This window comes from Alkalibacterium sp. f15 (assembly GCF_049389645.1).
Classification (GTDB): Bacteria; Bacillota; Bacilli; order Lactobacillales; family Carnobacteriaceae_A; genus Alkalibacterium.
The window spans coordinates 457,606-474,023 of the sequence record NZ_CP186540.1 but is presented as its reverse complement, the minus strand read 5'-3'; the positions used below and the strand labels follow the sequence as shown (position 1 = coordinate 474,023).

The 16,418-nt window shown below is 35.5% G+C and carries 20 protein-coding genes; 13 read left to right on the top strand and 7 right to left on the bottom strand.

The genetic code is table 11. The annotated features are described in order from the left end of the window. Positions 1-7 precede the first annotated feature (7 nt). Together hisG and ACO1PF_RS02455 are read right to left on the bottom strand one after the other, a co-directional pair. Positions 8-607 (bottom strand): ATP phosphoribosyltransferase, encoded by a 600-nt coding sequence (gene hisG / locus ACO1PF_RS02460; RefSeq protein WP_423189773.1) that lies wholly within the window; start codon positions 605-607, stop codon positions 8-10. 16 nt (positions 608-623) lie between these two features. Then, positions 624-1,481 (bottom strand): ATP phosphoribosyltransferase regulatory subunit, encoded by an 858-nt coding sequence (locus tag ACO1PF_RS02455; protein ID WP_423189772.1) that lies wholly within the window; start codon positions 1,479-1,481, stop codon positions 624-626. Positions 1,482-1,626: 145 nt separating this feature from the next. Here ACO1PF_RS02455 and hisJ point away from each other — a divergent pair, with 145 nt between their 5' ends. Genes hisJ through ACO1PF_RS02440 form a run of 3 tightly spaced genes read left to right on the top strand, consistent with a single transcriptional unit; the run spans position 1,627 to position 3,487 of the window. Further along, positions 1,627-2,412: a histidinol-phosphatase HisJ gene (hisJ, locus tag ACO1PF_RS02450; RefSeq protein ID WP_423189771.1), complete on the top strand. Its 786-nt coding sequence runs from the start codon at positions 1,627-1,629 to the stop codon at positions 2,410-2,412. Beyond that, positions 2,405-2,629, top strand: coding sequence for a YdbC family protein (locus ACO1PF_RS02445; protein ID WP_423189770.1), 225 nt, complete (start codon positions 2,405-2,407; stop codon positions 2,627-2,629). Before hisJ ends, ACO1PF_RS02445 begins: the two co-directional genes overlap by 8 nt. 51 nt (positions 2,630-2,680) lie before the next feature. Beyond that, positions 2,681-3,487 carry an aldo/keto reductase family protein gene (locus ACO1PF_RS02440; RefSeq protein ID WP_423189769.1) on the top strand — a complete coding sequence of 269 codons (807 nt, stop codon included), beginning with the start codon at positions 2,681-2,683 and terminating at the stop codon, positions 3,485-3,487. A 73-nt stretch (positions 3,488-3,560) separates the two neighbouring features. Here the strand turns inward: ACO1PF_RS02440 and ACO1PF_RS02435 are convergent, their stop codons facing one another. Next, complete coding sequence (locus tag ACO1PF_RS02435) at positions 3,561-4,157, bottom strand: viroplasmin family protein (RefSeq protein WP_423189768.1); 597 nt, start codon at positions 4,155-4,157, stop codon at positions 3,561-3,563. A gap of 182 nt (positions 4,158-4,339) precedes the next feature. Here ACO1PF_RS02435 and cls point away from each other — a divergent pair, with 182 nt between their 5' ends. The 4 genes from cls to ACO1PF_RS02415 all read left to right on the top strand — a co-directional run bounded on the left by cls (position 4,340) and on the right by ACO1PF_RS02415 (position 8,192). Then, entirely contained in the window at positions 4,340-5,878 is a 1,539-nt protein-coding gene (gene cls, locus ACO1PF_RS02430; protein WP_423189767.1) for a cardiolipin synthase, read from the top strand. A 134-nt stretch (positions 5,879-6,012) separates the two neighbouring features. Next, positions 6,013-6,783: a YutD family protein gene (locus ACO1PF_RS02425; RefSeq protein WP_423189766.1), complete on the top strand. Its 771-nt coding sequence runs from the start codon at positions 6,013-6,015 to the stop codon at positions 6,781-6,783. A gap of 10 nt (positions 6,784-6,793) precedes the next feature. Further along, entirely contained in the window at positions 6,794-7,564 is a 771-nt protein-coding gene (locus ACO1PF_RS02420; RefSeq protein WP_423189765.1) for a TIGR01457 family HAD-type hydrolase, read from the top strand. A 1-nt stretch (position 7,565) separates the two neighbouring features. Next, positions 7,566-8,192: a TIGR01906 family membrane protein gene (locus ACO1PF_RS02415; protein WP_423189764.1), complete on the top strand. Its 627-nt coding sequence runs from the start codon at positions 7,566-7,568 to the stop codon at positions 8,190-8,192. Positions 8,193-8,381: 189 nt separating this feature from the next. Here ACO1PF_RS02415 and ACO1PF_RS02410 read toward each other — a convergent pair whose 3' ends face one another. From ACO1PF_RS02410 to ACO1PF_RS02400, 3 genes are read right to left on the bottom strand one after another with little or no spacing between them, the layout of a single operon-like run. Further along, positions 8,382-8,891, bottom strand: a complete 510-nt coding sequence (locus ACO1PF_RS02410) for a phosphatidylglycerophosphatase A (RefSeq protein ID WP_423189763.1) — start codon at positions 8,889-8,891, stop codon at positions 8,382-8,384. A 15-nt stretch (positions 8,892-8,906) separates the two neighbouring features. Next, positions 8,907-9,908: an NAD(P)/FAD-dependent oxidoreductase gene (locus ACO1PF_RS02405; protein ID WP_423189762.1), complete on the bottom strand. Its 1,002-nt coding sequence runs from the start codon at positions 9,906-9,908 to the stop codon at positions 8,907-8,909. 41 nt (positions 9,909-9,949) lie between these two features. After that, complete coding sequence (locus ACO1PF_RS02400; RefSeq protein ID WP_423189761.1) at positions 9,950-10,432, bottom strand: divergent PAP2 family protein; 483 nt, start codon at positions 10,430-10,432, stop codon at positions 9,950-9,952. Positions 10,433-10,587: 155 nt separating this feature from the next. Here ACO1PF_RS02400 and ACO1PF_RS02395 point away from each other — a divergent pair, with 155 nt between their 5' ends. Further along, entirely contained in the window at positions 10,588-11,184 is a 597-nt protein-coding gene (locus ACO1PF_RS02395) for a peptidylprolyl isomerase (protein WP_423189760.1), read from the top strand. 27 nt (positions 11,185-11,211) lie between these two features. Beyond that, complete coding sequence (locus ACO1PF_RS02390; protein WP_423189759.1) at positions 11,212-12,066, top strand: ROK family protein; 855 nt, start codon at positions 11,212-11,214, stop codon at positions 12,064-12,066. Between the two features lie 59 nt (positions 12,067-12,125). Here ACO1PF_RS02390 and ACO1PF_RS02385 read toward each other — a convergent pair whose 3' ends face one another. Further along, positions 12,126-13,304, bottom strand: a complete 1,179-nt coding sequence (locus ACO1PF_RS02385) for a MalY/PatB family protein (protein WP_423189758.1) — start codon at positions 13,302-13,304, stop codon at positions 12,126-12,128. 158 nt (positions 13,305-13,462) lie between these two features. Here ACO1PF_RS02385 and ACO1PF_RS02380 point away from each other — a divergent pair, with 158 nt between their 5' ends. The 4 genes from ACO1PF_RS02380 to ACO1PF_RS02365 all read left to right on the top strand — a co-directional run bounded on the left by ACO1PF_RS02380 (position 13,463) and on the right by ACO1PF_RS02365 (position 16,271). Continuing rightward, a complete protein-coding gene (locus tag ACO1PF_RS02380; protein WP_423189757.1) occupies positions 13,463-13,840 on the top strand; it encodes a CvfD/Ygs/GSP13 family RNA-binding post-transcriptional regulator in 378 nt (125 codons plus the stop codon). A gap of 34 nt (positions 13,841-13,874) precedes the next feature. Further along, entirely contained in the window at positions 13,875-14,273 is a 399-nt protein-coding gene (locus tag ACO1PF_RS02375; protein WP_423189756.1) for an NUDIX hydrolase, read from the top strand. Positions 14,274-14,298: 25 nt separating this feature from the next. Continuing rightward, entirely contained in the window at positions 14,299-15,648 is a 1,350-nt protein-coding gene (locus tag ACO1PF_RS02370; RefSeq protein WP_423189755.1) for a glucose-6-phosphate isomerase, read from the top strand. A gap of 95 nt (positions 15,649-15,743) precedes the next feature. Next, positions 15,744-16,271: a GNAT family N-acetyltransferase gene (locus ACO1PF_RS02365; protein ID WP_423189754.1), complete on the top strand. Its 528-nt coding sequence runs from the start codon at positions 15,744-15,746 to the stop codon at positions 16,269-16,271. The last annotated feature ends 147 nt before the right edge of the window (positions 16,272-16,418 follow it).

The following is a 16,418-nucleotide window of genomic DNA, read 5'->3' as shown; positions in this document are numbered from 1 at the left end:
ATTCCACCTACTTTTTTAATTTATTTATGATTGACTGTATTTCTTCATTTTTAGAGAAAAAAGAGTGTTTATTCGCAATGAGTCGCGCATTGATACTATCTAACTGCACTTGTTCTTCCAAACCGTTTTCTTTAAGAGTCGTTCCAGATTGAACGATATCCATGATGGCATCAGCCATATCGATAGTGGCGGCTAGTTCAACAGAGCCTTTTAGAGGGATGATTTTGACCGGTTGTCTAATAGAGTCAAAATAATCTTGTGTAAATTTGACGTATTTTGTAGCGACAACAGGATACGTTTCTTTTGGAGCTTTCGCAGCTAAAGCAAAATGACAATACCCAAATGGCAGGTCCATCAAGTTGTTAATTTGTCGATTCTGTTCATACAGGACATCACTCCCTGTAATCCCTAAATCAGCGACACCTTCTTCAACATATACGGGCACATCTTCACCTTTCACCAATAAAAAGCGCGTATCTTCTGTTTCGACTAATAGTTCTCTTGAAAGTGATTCGAGTGCAGTGTGCCATTGGCTTAACTGCTGCTGCTTTAAAAATGAAATGAAATCTTCTAACTGTCTTCCTTTAGATAATGCAATTGTGATCATTTCAACTTTCCTCTCTCTATAAGCTAGCCGTTAAGGGTAAGCTTGATAAATTAATAGCCATACCAAAAGCTTTGGTCGGGCTTGAATACTGTCCACCCGTAACGATGGGCTCAACAGATTGTTTGGTATAAAACTGTAAAAATATGCCTTTGTAATAGGATTGATTTGGCGAGGAAAACAAGTCACAATAGACGACTGGTATCTGATTGTTCTCTAATTCAGATTGCCAGTGTTGTATTTCTTCAACGGGCTTTTTCAAATCCGGGAAATGTTGTTTAGCATAGGCAAGCTGATTAGGCACGGGTTGGGTCATCAATAGGACTGCCGGATGGGAAGGTCCTAATCTTTTGGTTAAATGATCTAAATTACGTTCACTTAGGAACGTCATGATTTCAGGATCTCGTCTTTCTTCTGTGGATAATAACTTTTTCAAAAGAGAGTAGTGACTGATTACGGCAACAGTTAAGGAAATGTTGAGATGATCGCGAATGTAAAGTAATAAATCTTTCATCGTGATGATCTGTTTTGAAATATCCTGGGTAAAGACTTCCATTCCAAACTGCATTTTTTCTTTATTCACAGGAAATACTGGCCCTGAATAAGCTATTTTATCTGTTTTTAATTTATATTTTTGGCGGTAACGGACAATGGCATCTGTCCAGTCACTTCTAAGAGATAATAATGATTGGTTTGACTGCCAAGTATAGCGATGTTTCATCATTTTCAAATCATCTTCTGACAGTCTATCCCATTCAAATTGTTCTAGAATAGATAGATCGAGTAAATCATAGCCTAATAAATGAAAATGATGAAGAAACTCCATTTCCTTGCGCTTTTTCTCCAGCAGATGCTGATTGTTTTTTTCGAAATTCATTATTAAGTTCCTCATTTCCATTTATTATTAATTTTGATACAATGGTTGTACCTTAAAAATTGAAAACAGTTTGATTAAAAAATTTTAACATAAATAGCCTGACAGTGGAAGCATTCAAAACTAAAAATGAAGAAGGAGAAAAATCATGTTATCTGATAATCACGTACACACACAATATTGTCCACATGGTAGTGCGTATGATATGGAAGAGTATATCAAAACGGCTATCGCTAAGGGACTTGGAAGTATTACGTTTACAGAACACGCACCTTTGCCAATCGAGGATACGACGCCAGCAAAAGACAGCTCTATGAGAGAAGAAGACGTTGAAAGATATTTGGATCAGGGAAAAAGATTAAAAGCAAAATATGCAAAGGACATCGTTGTGAATATAGGATTTGAAATTGATTACATTGAAGGAAAAGAAGCGGAAACCCTTGTTTTCTTAAAAAAACATTCAGAAACTATTCCTTATTCTATTATAAGTGTTCATTTTTTGAAAATACCTGATCATGGTTATTTTTGTATTGACTATGATAAGGATGTATTCTTAGAAAAAATAAATCAAATAGGTTACGATAGACTGACAAGATTATATGAAGAAACCCTATTAAAGGCTGTAACTTTACCATTCGGGAAATGGACACCTAAAACGATTGGCCATATCACATTGATATATAAATTTAGCGATGCACATGATAAAGAAGACGAAATCGATTGGGATAGGTTACTGAAGAAAATAAGAACGAATGACTATATTTTGGATTACAATTTTTCAGGTATTGACAAACCTTTTTACAAAAGAACTTATCCATTTGACTCGCTTGTTGAATCAGCCTTAAATGAAGGAATAAAATTAGCCTATGGTTCGGATGCGCATCATCCAGATGATGTCGGAAGATATTTTGAAAGGGGTATTAATCATGGATAAAATCTCGTACGAAGTGGTTGAACATCTTGCTGTTCTTTCTGAAACACCTAAAGGATGGCGTAAAGAATTAAATTTAGTGAGTTGGAATAACCGTCCTCCAAAGTTTGACATCAGAGAATGGAGCCCTGACCACACTAAAATGGGTAAAGGCCTCACCTTTAACAACGAAGAAATAGTACAATTGAAAAAGGCGCTGGCCGAAATAGAATTAAGCTAGTACTTACAGTTGAAATGAATTGAACAAACTAACAAGATGAGGAGAGAGACAATGGAACATGTACGGTTGAACAACGGCACACGTATTCCTTACTTAGGAACAGGTACGAACACATACGGGAAAGAAAATAATGAGTACAATGGCAAATTGAATGGTGATTTTACTGCGCTCGAATCAGCGATCGAGATGGGTTATCGATTGATAGATACTGCTATTTCTTATAGGAATGAAGCAGGTGTCGGGAAAACCGTTAAAGAGAGCGGTATTGACCGTAAAGCATTCTATTTAACCACTAAGATACCCGTGGATGATGAATATATAAAAGACAAAGAAACGGTCAGAAAAACGCTGAACCAAAGTTTAGAAAATCTTGAAACAGATTATATCGACTTGTATCTTATCCACAGACCGATTGAAAATGATGAAAAACTGAAATTAACGTGGGAAGTATTGGAAGAATTTGTAAGTAAAGGTAAAATCAAAAGCATTGGGGTTTCTAATTTTTCTAATGAAGATCTTGAAAAATTAGATAAATTTGCGACCATAAAACCAGCTGTCAATCAAATCAAATCGAATCCAACCCAATGGAATAATGAGTGGATAAAATATATGTTGGATCGTGACATTAGACCGCAAGGTTGGGGACCGATGAAAACGACCGATCAACATAAAGACTATCTAAATAAAATTGGCGAGAACTATGGTAAAACATGGGGGCAGGTCTTGCTCCGCTATCAAACACAGAGAGGTGTAGTGGTTATTCCTAAATCTCATAACCCTGTAAATCAGAAAGCTAATCTCGAAAGCCTGGACTTCTTACTGTCCGATGAAGATATGGTGAAAATCGCTCAGCTATAAAAAACACCGAGAGGTTCTCTCTGATTTCAGAGAACCTCTCGGTGTTTTGTCGTGGTGATGATAACTGACCTTATCAGTTAGCTAGTGCTATTTTCGCCAATTCATCAGCTCTTTCGTTGAATTTTATCCCTGTATGGGCTTTAACTTTCACAAAAGAGACGTCAATTTTTTTGCTGTAGGCTTGATAATACTTTATATAGTCTTTTGAGACCTTTTTGTTGGCTTTCCATTGTCCTGTAGCCCACATTTCAATACCTAAATAATCATAATGGATGATTATTTCTTTGTAATTATGTTCAATGGCCCATTTAATAGCATTGAGGGCACCAAAGCATTCACCTGCAATCTGGAAACTTTCTGCGTACTCAGGCTCACTTGCCGCGTTACTTAATTCCTGAATAACAGTGTTATTTTTCAGCAAGACAACACCATAACTATAGGTCTTTTTCTTTTTGCTAAAAGAACCATCTACGTAAGCGACGAGAGACTCCGGTGCTATGTAACTACTCTTTTCCATTTTATCAGCGATAAAAGCTTGTGCCTCATTTTTAGTTTGAAATGATTTGAATTGGGCATTGGTATAGCCTGTCACTTGTTTTTGAGCTTCCGGCCAAGTAGTGTAGACACCTGGATTGCGTCCTTTTTTAACTGCGTAATATTTGGTTGGCATAATTTCTCCCTTTTAGTGAAAATAGTTCCTGTATCACTTTAGAAGAAGAGGGGGAAGATGTCAATAAAAAAAAAAAAGTCTTTACCATTTAAAAGTAAAGGATCACTCTTAATGTCCTTTAGTCAGAGAGTGACAAATAACTGAAAAAAAGGCATACTGAGATAATATAAGGAGGAATTGATTTGAGCAAAAAATTACTTATGTATTTATTTAAACGACGTATTTTACTCACCTTTTTCATCATCATTCAATTTATTGTTTTTGGTATAATTATTATGCAATCTTTTGCCTATTCTATTGTTTTAGAAACTATTTTTACATTGCTTTCAATTGGTGTGGCGCTGCATGTTGTATGGAAAAAAGGTAAAGAAGCTTACAAAGTGACATGGATTTTACAAGTGTTGATCTTTCCTATTTATGGGACACTCTTTTATCTTATGTTTAACAGACAAACGCAGACAAAAAAATTACAAGAATCATTGGAAAATATTTACAGATTACATAGACCGCATAAACTTGATGATGAGTCGGTCTTAAATGAAGCGAAGAGCCAATTCAAAAGCCACGGTAAACTCATGCACTACCTGTCCAATACAGGAGGATATCCAGTTTACTCGGCAAAAGAAGTGACATATTATCCCCTAGGTGAAGATTATTTCAAGGCAATGTTGGAAGAAATGAAGAAAGCTGAAAGATACATCTTTTTTGAATTTTTTATTGTTGCTGAAGGCAAAATGTGGCAGGAAATGCTGGAAGTTATGGAAGAAAAAGCCGAACAAGGTGTGGATGTTCGGCTAATGTATGATGATATCGGCAGTTTTGTGACCTTACCAAAGAACATTCAAACAAGGCTTGCAGAGAAAGGCATTACGAGTAGGGTCTATAATCCGTTCCATCCAATCGTCACTTCTTCACAAAATAATAGAGATCACAGGAAAATTTTATCCATCGATGGTGAAGTGGCATTCACTGGAGGGATCAATGTGGGGGATGAGTACATCAATGAAATTGAACGGTTCGGGCACTGGAAAGATAATGGGGTTAAGTTGGAAGGGATGGGTGCCTGGGGATTGACTTTGATTTTCCTAGAGCTCTGGCAAACAATGGATGACCACTTACTTCCGGATGAAATTATCGATCTTAAACCAGATTATAATGATGACCAAAAAGAAAGTTGTGGATTTGTTCAGCCGTTTGCTGATAGTCCGACGGATACCATGAATATTGGAGAACATGTATTCATTAAATTGATTCATGCTGCAGAGAAATCAGTTTGGATATACACGCCTTATTTAATACTTGATGAAAATTTAGAGATAGCACTCGTATTGGCTGCACGGAGTGGTGTGGATGTCCGGATTGTCACTCCCAAAAAGTGGGATAAATATTTAGTTCATATTACGACGCGGTCATATTACACAGACCTGATGGATGCTGGAGTGAAAATCTACGAATACTCAAAAGGCTTTATGCATGCAAAAACAATACTCATAGATGGCGAAGTTGCAGAAGTCGGTACGATTAATTTTGATTACCGAAGTCTTTACTTACACTTTGAGAATGCGGTCGTTATTTATGGAACGGATGCAATAAAAGAAATCGAACTAGATATGGAGAATACAATTGATCAGAGTGAACGAATAGCATACACGAATGTGAAACAGTCTTTAGTAGCCAAAGTGGTTAGAAGTATTTTAAGGTTGTTTGCACCACTTATGTAAAAAATGATTATATTACAGATACCATTGTGTGTTAAAATAAACAAAGATATTATGTGTTGCATCAAATAAATGTGTGAATAATAATTATTAATAGTCAATAGTGCTATGGATATCATTGAAAGGAAAGAATACATGTGATTAATGAAAATGAGAAAGATAAGCAAGTTGAACTGTCTACTGAAGCATTAGAAAAAGTGATCAATCCTGAAGACAAGATCATAAAAAAAATAGATTCAGAACATATTCTGATCAACAAAGAAAAATATAAGATTATAAAGAATTACAGAGAAGGTTTAGATACAGATTTATTAGAAGAGAGATATAGCGATTTTTTAGAGAAATACGATTATCTGGTAGGTGATATGTCTTACGGCAAACTTAGGTTAAGAGGTTTTTATCGTGATGAAGTGAAAAAAATCCCAATTGACATGCGTATTTCTTATTTAGACGATTATCTTTTAGAATATTGTAGTTTTGGTTGTGCCCATTTTGTGTTGGAAAATATTGAACTTAACAGAAAAAAAACTGAACATCAATATGAGTCAAATAATAAAACACAATCACCAAGCAGACCAAGTAAACCAAGCAGACCAAGTAAAGTGAGCAGACCAAGCAAACCGAGCAAATCAAGCAGCAAACCAAGTAGCAAACCAAGTAGCAAACCAAGCAAATCAAGCAGCAAACCAACCAAATCAAGTAAACCGAGCAAACCATATAAAAAACAAAGCGCTGCTCAAACACCTGATAAAAAAGAGTCTCCCGGCCGTTCGGTGAATGAGAAACGCTCATTTACAAAAACGCATCGTGACAAATCAAACGAAGTAGATCAAAAAAAAGAAGACATACAAGAAGTGAAGAATAACAGTGGGAAGACACGTTTTCAAATAAGGAAAAAGAAAGAATAGGTGTTAAGTCATGCAATTCAAAAAGTATCAAGGTTACTTTATCGATCTGGATGGAACAATGTACATGGGAACAAAACCGATAGAAGCAGCGCCAGCTTTTGTTGAAAAACTCAAATATGCAGAAATACCATATTTATTTCTCACAAACAATTCTACTAGTACCCCGCAAGAGGTTGCGGAAAAATTACAAGTTGAATTTAATATTCCAGCGAAAGTAGAGGACGTCTATACCAGTGCACTTGCTACAGCCGATTATGTCAAGCAGCTGAAGGGGAACCGGGTATATGTTGTTGGAGAACATGGATTAAAACAGGCATTGGAAGATGTCGGTTGTCAACTTGTAGAAGACGCTATTGATCACGTTGTTGTCGGACTTGACCGAGATTTGACCTATGACAAATGTGAAATTGCTAGTTTGGCTATTCAAAAAGGTGCGACCTTTATTGCAACGAACAAGGATACGAACCTGCCTACTGAGAGAGGACTGGTTCCTGGAGCTGGATCGGTTATAGCTTTAATAGAAAAGTCATCTCAGACGAAACCGACTTTTATCGGTAAACCCGAAAAAATCATGATGAAATCTGCACTAGATAAAATACATCTTTCAAAAGAAGAGGTTATTATGGTGGGAGATAATTATGAGACAGATATTTTAGCTGGAATTGACAGTGAGATAGACACATTATTAGTTTTAACAGGTTTTACGAAGAAAGCTGATTTAAATAGTAAAATGAAACAACCAACGTATATTATTGATACGTTGGATGAGTGGGGAGAATAGGGTGCGTTACTTAAAAAAAATAACGGGTTTAAGTAGTTTGTTTTTATTCATTATCACAGTGAGCATTGCATTTGTTATTTTGTTTACCCCTTTGTATTATTTTTCAGTCTGGTTGCATGAGCTACCGGCACAATTAAACATGTCCTTTCAAGCATTAATTGATAATTACCATGTTCTCTTAAGGTATTTAAATTTCCCATGGGTGACTGAATTGAACATGCCGGATTTTCCGAGCTCGGAAAGTGGTTTATTTCATTTTTGGGAAGTAAAACTATTATTTTACCTTAACTACGCCATATTAATTATTTCTTCGATAGGAAGTTTTTTCTATGCTAAATCTTTAAAGAAAAACAAACGGATATGGACGCTACAAAAACCGTTTTTTATTGCTAGCCTCGTGCCACCTTTATTACTAATGTTTTTAGCTGTAAACTTTGATAGAATGTTTGTGTTGTTTCATGAAGTTTTCTTTAATAATGATGACTGGTTATTTAATCCAGCTACTGATCCTATTATACTAGCATTGCCTCAACAATATTTTATGTATACATTTATATTGTTTTTTATACTTATTGAAGTTGTTTTTATCAGTACCTATCAATATAGTAAAAGAAACGGTTTCAAATAGTTTGAAAAGCAGACAAACAAAGATGTGCTATCTTTGTTTGTCTGCTTTTTTTTGAATGAATTTCTAACTTTCTCGACATCATGTAGTTGAAGATTAGTATGAATGGAGATGATTTCTTTGGTAAGTTGGAAATTTAACATAAAAAAAAGTAATGCCAGTGTAAAAACACTAACATTACAAAAAGCTACTTTATTTCATTATTTTAGACATTCCTGGATTGCCATGTGCCAAACGGCTTGCAGCTGCTGCCGCAATGGCACCCACGATATCATCTAAAAATGTGTGAGTTTGATTGGACTGCGTGTGATCATCTAAACGTTTGATCAACTTAGGTTTTGTTTTATCTAAAAAACCGTAATTTGTGAATCCGATGGAACCATAAACATTAACAATAGATAAAGCTAGTATTTCATCAATACCGTACAAACTTTCATCTTCTTCGATAATCTCTTGTAAAGGACTTGATAATTTACCTTCCTCAGCTAGTACGTCTAATTCAATACCCGTAAGTACCGCGTTTTGGACTTCTCTTTTTCTTAACACAGCTTGAACATTTTCCAAACATATTTCCATTGTAATATCCGAGAGATAAGGTTTTTGCAAATCATAAACTAATTCAGCTATTTCCTCTAATTTAACACCGCGACTTTTTAATTTTTTTAAAGCTACTTCGTGTAATTTTGAACCTGATTGAACCATTATTCTTCCTCCTTCTTATTCCTCGAATGATAATTTAGTGCTCTGAATAGGTTGAGCATGTTCTTTTGGATGAATGGAATGGATAGCATGATTTACAGCGGTGGGTGCTTCTCCAAATCCGGTAGCAATCAAGTTTAATTTGCCGTCAAAAGTGATACTATCACCGGCAGCATATATGCCACTGATAGATGTTTCCATTTTACTGTTGACCATAATATCCGTGCGGTCGATGTTTAAATTCCATTGTTTGATTGGACCAAGTGATGAGACAAAGCCGTAATTAACAATGAAATAATCTAAATCAATTTTTAGAAGACCATCTCCACGTGTTTCTTTAAAAACGACTGATTGGAGTTGATCGTCTTTGCCAATCAATTCATGAGGCACGAAAGGGGTTAATACTTCAACACTTGAAGCTTTTAGTATCTCGACAGACCCCTCGTGAGCTCTGAAATGGTCACGCCGATGCACTAAATATACTTTTTCAGCGACTGATTCTAACGTAAGTGCCCAATCGACTGCAGTATCGCCGCCCCCACAAATCACAACAGTTTTGCCTTTATACTGATCTATCTGTTTTACTATATAATGCAAATTAGTGTTTTCATATGGTTCAGCATTATCTAGTACCAATTTCCGGGGGTGAAAAGAACCTTGACCAGTGGCGATAATGATGGTCTTCGAATAGTGTGTGCCTTTAGATGTTTTTAGTGAGAAAAGATCTTTATCCAATTTAGTTATCTCTCTCACTTCTTCTTCTAAACAGACAGTTTGGTCGAAATGCTGCATCTGTGCTTTAAGTTGATGTATTAATTCCTTACCCGTTACGCCCGCATATCCTCCGACATCATAAAGTGTTTTTTCAGGATATAATAGTGCGACTTGCCCACCCAGGACTGGTAAGGATTCGATTATTTTAGTTTTAGCATTCCTCATACCAGCATAAAAAGCGGCAAACATTCCTACAGGGCCGCCCCCAATAATTGTTATATCGTATATTTCTTCTGAACCAATCAAGCGTAACCCTCCGTATATTATTTACTGTAAGACTTAATTATTTAGTAAAACAAGCTGATTACAAGTGCAATAATAATGCCTGAGATTATTCCAAAAAACACTTCAATAGGTTTATGTCCTAAAAATCCTCGTGATCTTAATTCTTCGTCATCTTCTTGCAAGACTTCTTCGTGGTTGTATTTTGAAAAAGATTTTTTCAAATCATCAAAATCTCTAATTAACTCATTGATAATGATACCATGTTCGCCACTTTGACGTCTTACACCCATAGAATCAAACATGACAATTACACCAAAGGTAAAAGCAATAGCTACATAAGGAGAAGCTATACCATATTCTATTAATAAACTTGTTACTAAGGCAGTTACTCCAGCTGAGTGAGAGCTAGGCATACCGCCGGTTGAAATAGCCAAAGCGACAGTTGAAGGCCGACTGAGAAAATAGGCAATGGGGATTTTAATAACTTGAGATAAAATAATAGCTGATAATGCAGCAACTAATGGAAAATTTTCAAATAGTGTCATTTAACAACGTCCTTTGCATAAAATAAGTTCACCTTTTAATAATAACATGAACAATAGAAAATGATTATAAAAAAGTTTCACAAATACAAAACTTATTGGAAATATGGTTCAACTAAGGTAAACTAAAGACACATCTAAATTAGGAGGAACAAACAATGAGTGAATTTCCACAATTAAAAAATGAAAAGAATAAGGGTCTAAGAGCAGTAATCAAAACGAATAAAGGTGAACTGGCCATCCAGTTATTTCCAGAACATGCACCTAAGACTGTAGAAAACTTCGTTGGATTAGCTAAAAAAGGATATTATGACGGTGTTATTTTTCACCGTGTCATACCTAATTTCATGATTCAAGGTGGCGATCCTACAGGAAGCGGTATGGGTGGAGATAGCTTCTTCGGCGGAAATTTTGAAGATGAATTCAGCCCGGAACTGTACAATTTAAATGGGGCTCTATCAATGGCTAATGCTGGTCCAAATACCAACTCAAGTCAATTCTTTATTGTGACAATGTCAGAATTGCCTGAACAAATGGTATCCCAGTTAAAAGATGCCGGTTATCCAGAAGAGATTATCGAAGCATATAAAGAAAAAGGTGGAACACCTTGGTTAGATCAGAAACATACCGTTTTTGGCCAATTAATTGAAGGTTACGACGTAGCAGATAGCATTCAAAATGTTGAAAAAAATGCTATGGATAAACCTGAAAAAGATATTATTATTGAGAGCATCTCAATAATAGACAGCGAATAAGTATAATTTAACGAGAGGAGGTCAATCATGTTAGGTGCGATTGAAGCAGGAGGAACAAAATTTGTTCTAGCAGTGAGTGATAATAATCTTGAACATATAGAAAGACTATCTATTCCTACAACTACACCAGCAGAAACATTTGAAAAAGTGTATGAATTTTTTGATAATTATACACTGGATGCTATGGGTGTTGGATCCTTTGGTCCTATTGATGTTAATAAAAAATCAGCGACTTACGGTTATGTAACGTCAACACCGAAATCGGGATGGGAAAACGTGGATTTCTTGGGTCGATTAAAAGAAAGATATGATGTGCCGATGGGGTGGACGACAGACGTGAATGCAGCCGCATTTGGAGAATTGAAAAAAGGTGCTGCTGTTGGAAAAGAGTCATGTCTGTACCTCACTATAGGAACCGGTATCGGCGGTGGAGCTGTAATAAATGGTGAACCGTTAGAAGGTTATGGTCATCCTGAAATGGGACATATTTTGGTAAGAATGCATGAAAATGATTCTTTCGAAGGGGCCTGTCCATATCATAAGAATTGTTTGGAAGGACTCGCATCGGGACCAGCCATCGAAAAAAGATACAACAAAAAAGCGCAATATCTAACAGATAAAGATGAGGTTTGGGAAATAGAAGCTTATTATCTTGCACAAGCTCTAATGACGTATACTTTAATATTAAGTCCAGAAAAAATCATTTTAGGCGGCGGAGTAATGAAACAAACACAATTGTTACCGTTGGTTAGAACTGAATTTTCTAAACTACTTAATGAATATGTGGCCACGCCAAATTTAGAAGAGTACATTGTTCCACCAAAATTACAAGACAATGCAGGGATTACAGGTTGCTTGCTCTTAGCTCAAAACGAACTATAATAAAAAACACGATTCTCAATTTTTTTTGAGAATCGTGTTTTTTATTTGAATTGAAAGGCTTACTGAGCAAAGTGATCAAAGACTATTTTTATTCTGTTAAGGCCGTCCTCCAAAAGTGAATTAGGAACCGCGAAGTTTAAACGCATATAGGATTTACCATTAGGGCCATAACTTAATCCGTCATTTAATCCGATTTTACCCACTTGAGCGAATGTCTCCCTCAATTTTTCATCTTCAATATTTAGATTTGAGGAGTCAAACCAAAAGAGGTAGGTGGCTTCAGGAACCATGTATGAAACATTGGGAAGTTGAGTATCAAAAAAATTGGTTACCATAGATCTGTTCGCTTCTAATTTCAATAATAATTGTTTGTGCCAATCTTTTGAGCTGGAAAAAGCAGCTTCTGTGGCCTTCATCCCGAACGTATTAACGATATCTAGTTCTGTTTCTTCTTGAACCTCAATGATTTTTGCTCTTAATTCATCATCGAAAGCCACTATGAATGAAGCTTTAACTCCAGCAATATTGAATGTTTTCGTTGCGGAATGAAGTGTTACTACCCATTTTTTATAGGATTCGTCTAGGGTTACTGGTGAAGTGCAGGTTTTATCGCTATAGACTAGATCGCTATGGATTTCATCACTAATTAAAATAACGCTATATTTCTTACACAATTCTACCAGTTCAGTAAGTTCTTCTTTTGACCATACGCGACCACCTGGATTGTGAGGATTACTAATAATGAATAACTTTATATTTTCTACTGTTTTAAAATATTTTTCTATATTTTTAAAATCCATTGTGTACTGTCCGTGTTCAAGTTTTAGGGGGGTACGGTAAACATGTCGGTTGTTTTTATTTACCATTGAAAAGAATGGAGTATACACTGGATCATGAATCAACACGCTGTCTCCAGGATTTGACAAGGCTTGTACGACAACAGCTATTGAAGATAATACGCCGGGGGATAGCATGATGTGTTCTCTTTTTACTTCCATATTGTGATTTTCTCTTTGCCAATTAATAATAGCTTCAAAAAGTGAATCTTGGGGAAAAGTGTACCCTAGTACTTCTTTATCGATAACAGATCTAAGGGCATCTTTTATTGGTTTGGCATTATCAAAATCCATATCGGCGACCCACATAGGCAGTACATCAGCCCGGCCGAATATTTTTTCGGCTCTGTCCCATTTTATGCAGCCAGTATCTTTTCGGTTTATCACTTTATCAAAGTCCATACAATCGCTCCTTCGAGTTGTTTTTATAGTTCCAGTATCTTGCATATGACCAATTATAGCAAGGTATTTCCCTGAAGAGTATTTCCCAAATAGTTACATTCATGCTATACTATTTAATGATAAATTCACTCATATAATGAAAGTAAAGAGGTGAGTTCATGGCTTACAAAATCGGCCAAAAAGTAAGGGGAACTGTCACAGGGATTCAACCGTACGGAGCTTTCATTTCCATTGATGATGAAACACAGGGCCTTGTTCATATCTCTGAATTAAAACATGGGTATATAAAGGATATTGCAGAGATTGTTTCTAAAGGTGATGAAATAGATGTTATGATAATGGACATAGATGAATATTCACAAAAAATAAGTTTGTCACTTAGAAGTCTGCAAAAACCTAAGTATCATCCTTTTTCAAATCGTAAAAACATTTCTAGATATGGTAAAAAAACAGGTGTTGGATTTAAATCAATTGATGATAAAATGCCTAAGTGGACACAACAAGCTTTAAAAGAAATAGAAGGAAAGAGAAAATAAAGCGACCTTAAAATATAGCAGTAGAAGGGTGTGGATGATGTTGATCAAGGATAATCACCATGTAGCTAGTACGATTTTAGTTAAAGATTCAGACGGTAGATATGTCTTTTTAGTTAAAAAAGAGGAAAATGGTTATTCGTTTCCAGCGACAAGGATTGAGCCTAAAAAAACAGGACTTGCTTGTATGATTAGCAGATTAAAAGAACTCGTAAACATTGAGATAGAGAAATTAGAGTTGAATGAGTTAACTAATGCTATAGTAAATGATAATCGGGTTCCCTTATTTGTCTTTATTTATGAAGATGAGAACATCTTATCACCTGATGAGTTGTTAATAGAAGATAGTGGTTTGTCATGGGTACATTCAGATAACATCATGTCCACCCTTGAAGAGTGGAAGATATCTGGAGTACCGCAATTTTTACTTATATAATTTAAAAAAATGGAGGAATTATTTTATGTCATATATCACGTTTGATGACTCTAAAGTTATGGGTCAATTTATTAAAAATGAAGAATTAGAATACATGCAATCACAAGTGAGCGCTGCGCATCAACTGTTACGCGAAAAAACTGGTCCAGGTAACGAATTCTTAGGTTGGGTAGATCTGCCTATGGATTATGATAAAGAAGAATTTAGTCGTATCAAAAAAGCTGCTCAAAAAATTAAATTAGATTCAGAGATTCTTGTGGTTATCGGTATCGGCGGATCATATCTAGGTGCTAAAGCAGCATTAGACTTTTTAAATCATAACTTCTATAATTCTTTGAATTCAGATAAACGTGAAACCCCTCAAATATTCTTTGCAGGGAATAACATAAGCTCAACTTATTTAACAGATCTTATTGAAGTTATTGGAGAAAAAGATTTTTCAGTTAACATCATTTCTAAATCGGGAACAACGACAGAACCGGCGTTAGCGTTTAGAGTGTTTAAAAACTTATTGAATGAAAAGTACGGTGAAGAGGAAGCCAGAACACGTATCTTTGCTACAACAGATAAAGAAAAAGGTGCTTTGAAATCATTAGCAGACGCTGAAGGTTATGAATCATTTGTTATTCCAGATGATGTCGGTGGACGTTTTTCTGTATTAACAGCTGTTGGATTATTGCCTATCGCTGTTGGTGGTGGCGATGTTGATAAATTAATGGAAGGTGCAAATCAAGCGCGTCAAGATTTTTCTGACGATAAGATATCGGGAAACAGCGCATATCAGTATGCTGCTTTAAGAAATATTCTTTATAGAAAAGGTAAAGTGACTGAATTATTAGTTAATTATGAGCCAAACCTACAGTATATATCAGAGTGGTGGAAACAATTATTTGGAGAATCCGAAGGTAAAGACCAAAAAGGCATTTACCCATCCAGTGCAAACTTCTCTACTGATTTACACTCTTTAGGACAATACATCCAAGAAGGTAGAAGAAACTTGTTTGAAACAGTTATCAAAGTTGAAAAACCAAAAAAATCTCTGACTATTCCTAAAGAAAAAGAAGATCTAGATGGTTTAGGTTACCTAGAAGGTAAAGAAATTGATTTTGTTAATACAAAAGCTTTTGAAGGAACCTTATTAGCTCACACAGACGGCGAGGTTCCAAACTTTGTTTTAACGATCCCGGATACTTCAGCATATACACTAGGATATCTCTTTTATTTCTTCGAAGTTGCTGTAGCCGTTTCTGGTTATATGAATGGTGTGAATCCATTTGACCAACCCGGAGTGGAAGCTTACAAAAAAAATATGTTTGCTTTATTAGGTAAACCAGGTTTTGAAGACTTAGCGAAGGAATTAAACAATAGACTTTAAAAGTAATTATAAAGAGAAAAGAGTCTTGACTCTTTTCTCTTTTTTTTATTTCGTGTATTCTATTATTTAAACAACTATATTGAGGAGAAGTGATTATGGAAGATATAAAAGTGGTCCAGGCACAAATAGCAGATCTAAACATAATAAAAACACTGTTATTTAAAACGGCAAAATGGCTAAATAATAAAGGGTCTACACAATGGGCCGGTTTGCTAAAAGGCGAAGATGTGCACAATATAGAAGAAGCAATTAAACGTAAGGAAGTTTATCTGGTTTATAATTCCAGTTCTTTAATAGGAACATTTGCCTTATGGAGTAAACAAACAGCTTGGGATGAAGCTTTTTGGGGAAGAGACGAAACAAATGACGTATTTTATTTGCACCGTTTGGCACTATCAGAGGGTGCGCATGGGAAAAATACTGGCAGCTTATTATTAGATAAAGCGAAAGAAGTTGCTAGATTGGAGAAGAAATCTGGACTTCGCTTGGATTGTGTTGCGTCCAATAGATATTTAAATGCTTTTTATACAAATAATGAATTCAATCAAGTGGGCTCTATAGAACAATATGATAATGGAGAAGACTTGCAAGACTATCATTTGTACTTTTGGGAAAATGAGTAATTATTTTAAAAATGTTGTTGACTATGTAACAGTAACCTGTTAAGATTATTCTCGTTGCTACAAAACGTATTAATATATTTCGTAGCAAAGAAATAATATTTTGTGGTTGACTTTTAAACCATGACAAGGTATACTCAAGTAGTTGTC

Bases quoted from the DNA above. Each gene is read 5' to 3' on its own strand.
- ACO1PF_RS02455 (WP_423189772.1), bottom strand. From the start codon at position 1,481: ATGAATTTCGAAAAAAACAATCAGCATCTGCTGGAGAAAAAGCGCAAG.
- ACO1PF_RS02365 (WP_423189754.1), top strand. From the start codon at position 15,744: ATGGAAGATATAAAAGTGGTCCAGGCACAAATAGCAGATCTAAACATA.
- ACO1PF_RS02390 (WP_423189759.1), top strand. From the start codon at position 11,212: ATGTTAGGTGCGATTGAAGCAGGAGGAACAAAATTTGTTCTAGCAGTG.
- ACO1PF_RS02370 (WP_423189755.1), top strand. From the start codon at position 14,299: ATGTCATATATCACGTTTGATGACTCTAAAGTTATGGGTCAATTTATT.
- ACO1PF_RS02420 (WP_423189765.1), top strand. From the start codon at position 6,794: ATGCAATTCAAAAAGTATCAAGGTTACTTTATCGATCTGGATGGAACA.
- ACO1PF_RS02395 (WP_423189760.1), top strand. From the start codon at position 10,588: ATGAGTGAATTTCCACAATTAAAAAATGAAAAGAATAAGGGTCTAAGA.
- hisJ (WP_423189771.1), top strand. From the start codon at position 1,627: ATGTTATCTGATAATCACGTACACACACAATATTGTCCACATGGTAGT.
- ACO1PF_RS02410 (WP_423189763.1), bottom strand. From the start codon at position 8,891: ATGGTTCAATCAGGTTCAAAATTACACGAAGTAGCTTTAAAAAAATTA.
- ACO1PF_RS02445 (WP_423189770.1), top strand. From the start codon at position 2,405: ATGGATAAAATCTCGTACGAAGTGGTTGAACATCTTGCTGTTCTTTCT.
- ACO1PF_RS02440 (WP_423189769.1), top strand. From the start codon at position 2,681: ATGGAACATGTACGGTTGAACAACGGCACACGTATTCCTTACTTAGGA.
- ACO1PF_RS02375 (WP_423189756.1), top strand. From the start codon at position 13,875: ATGATGTTGATCAAGGATAATCACCATGTAGCTAGTACGATTTTAGTT.
- ACO1PF_RS02435 (WP_423189768.1), bottom strand. From the start codon at position 4,157: ATGCCAACCAAATATTACGCAGTTAAAAAAGGACGCAATCCAGGTGTC.
- ACO1PF_RS02400 (WP_423189761.1), bottom strand. From the start codon at position 10,432: ATGACACTATTTGAAAATTTTCCATTAGTTGCTGCATTATCAGCTATT.
- hisG (WP_423189773.1), bottom strand. From the start codon at position 607: ATGATCACAATTGCATTATCTAAAGGAAGACAGTTAGAAGATTTCATT.
- ACO1PF_RS02380 (WP_423189757.1), top strand. From the start codon at position 13,463: ATGGCTTACAAAATCGGCCAAAAAGTAAGGGGAACTGTCACAGGGATT.
- ACO1PF_RS02385 (WP_423189758.1), bottom strand. From the start codon at position 13,304: ATGGACTTTGATAAAGTGATAAACCGAAAAGATACTGGCTGCATAAAA.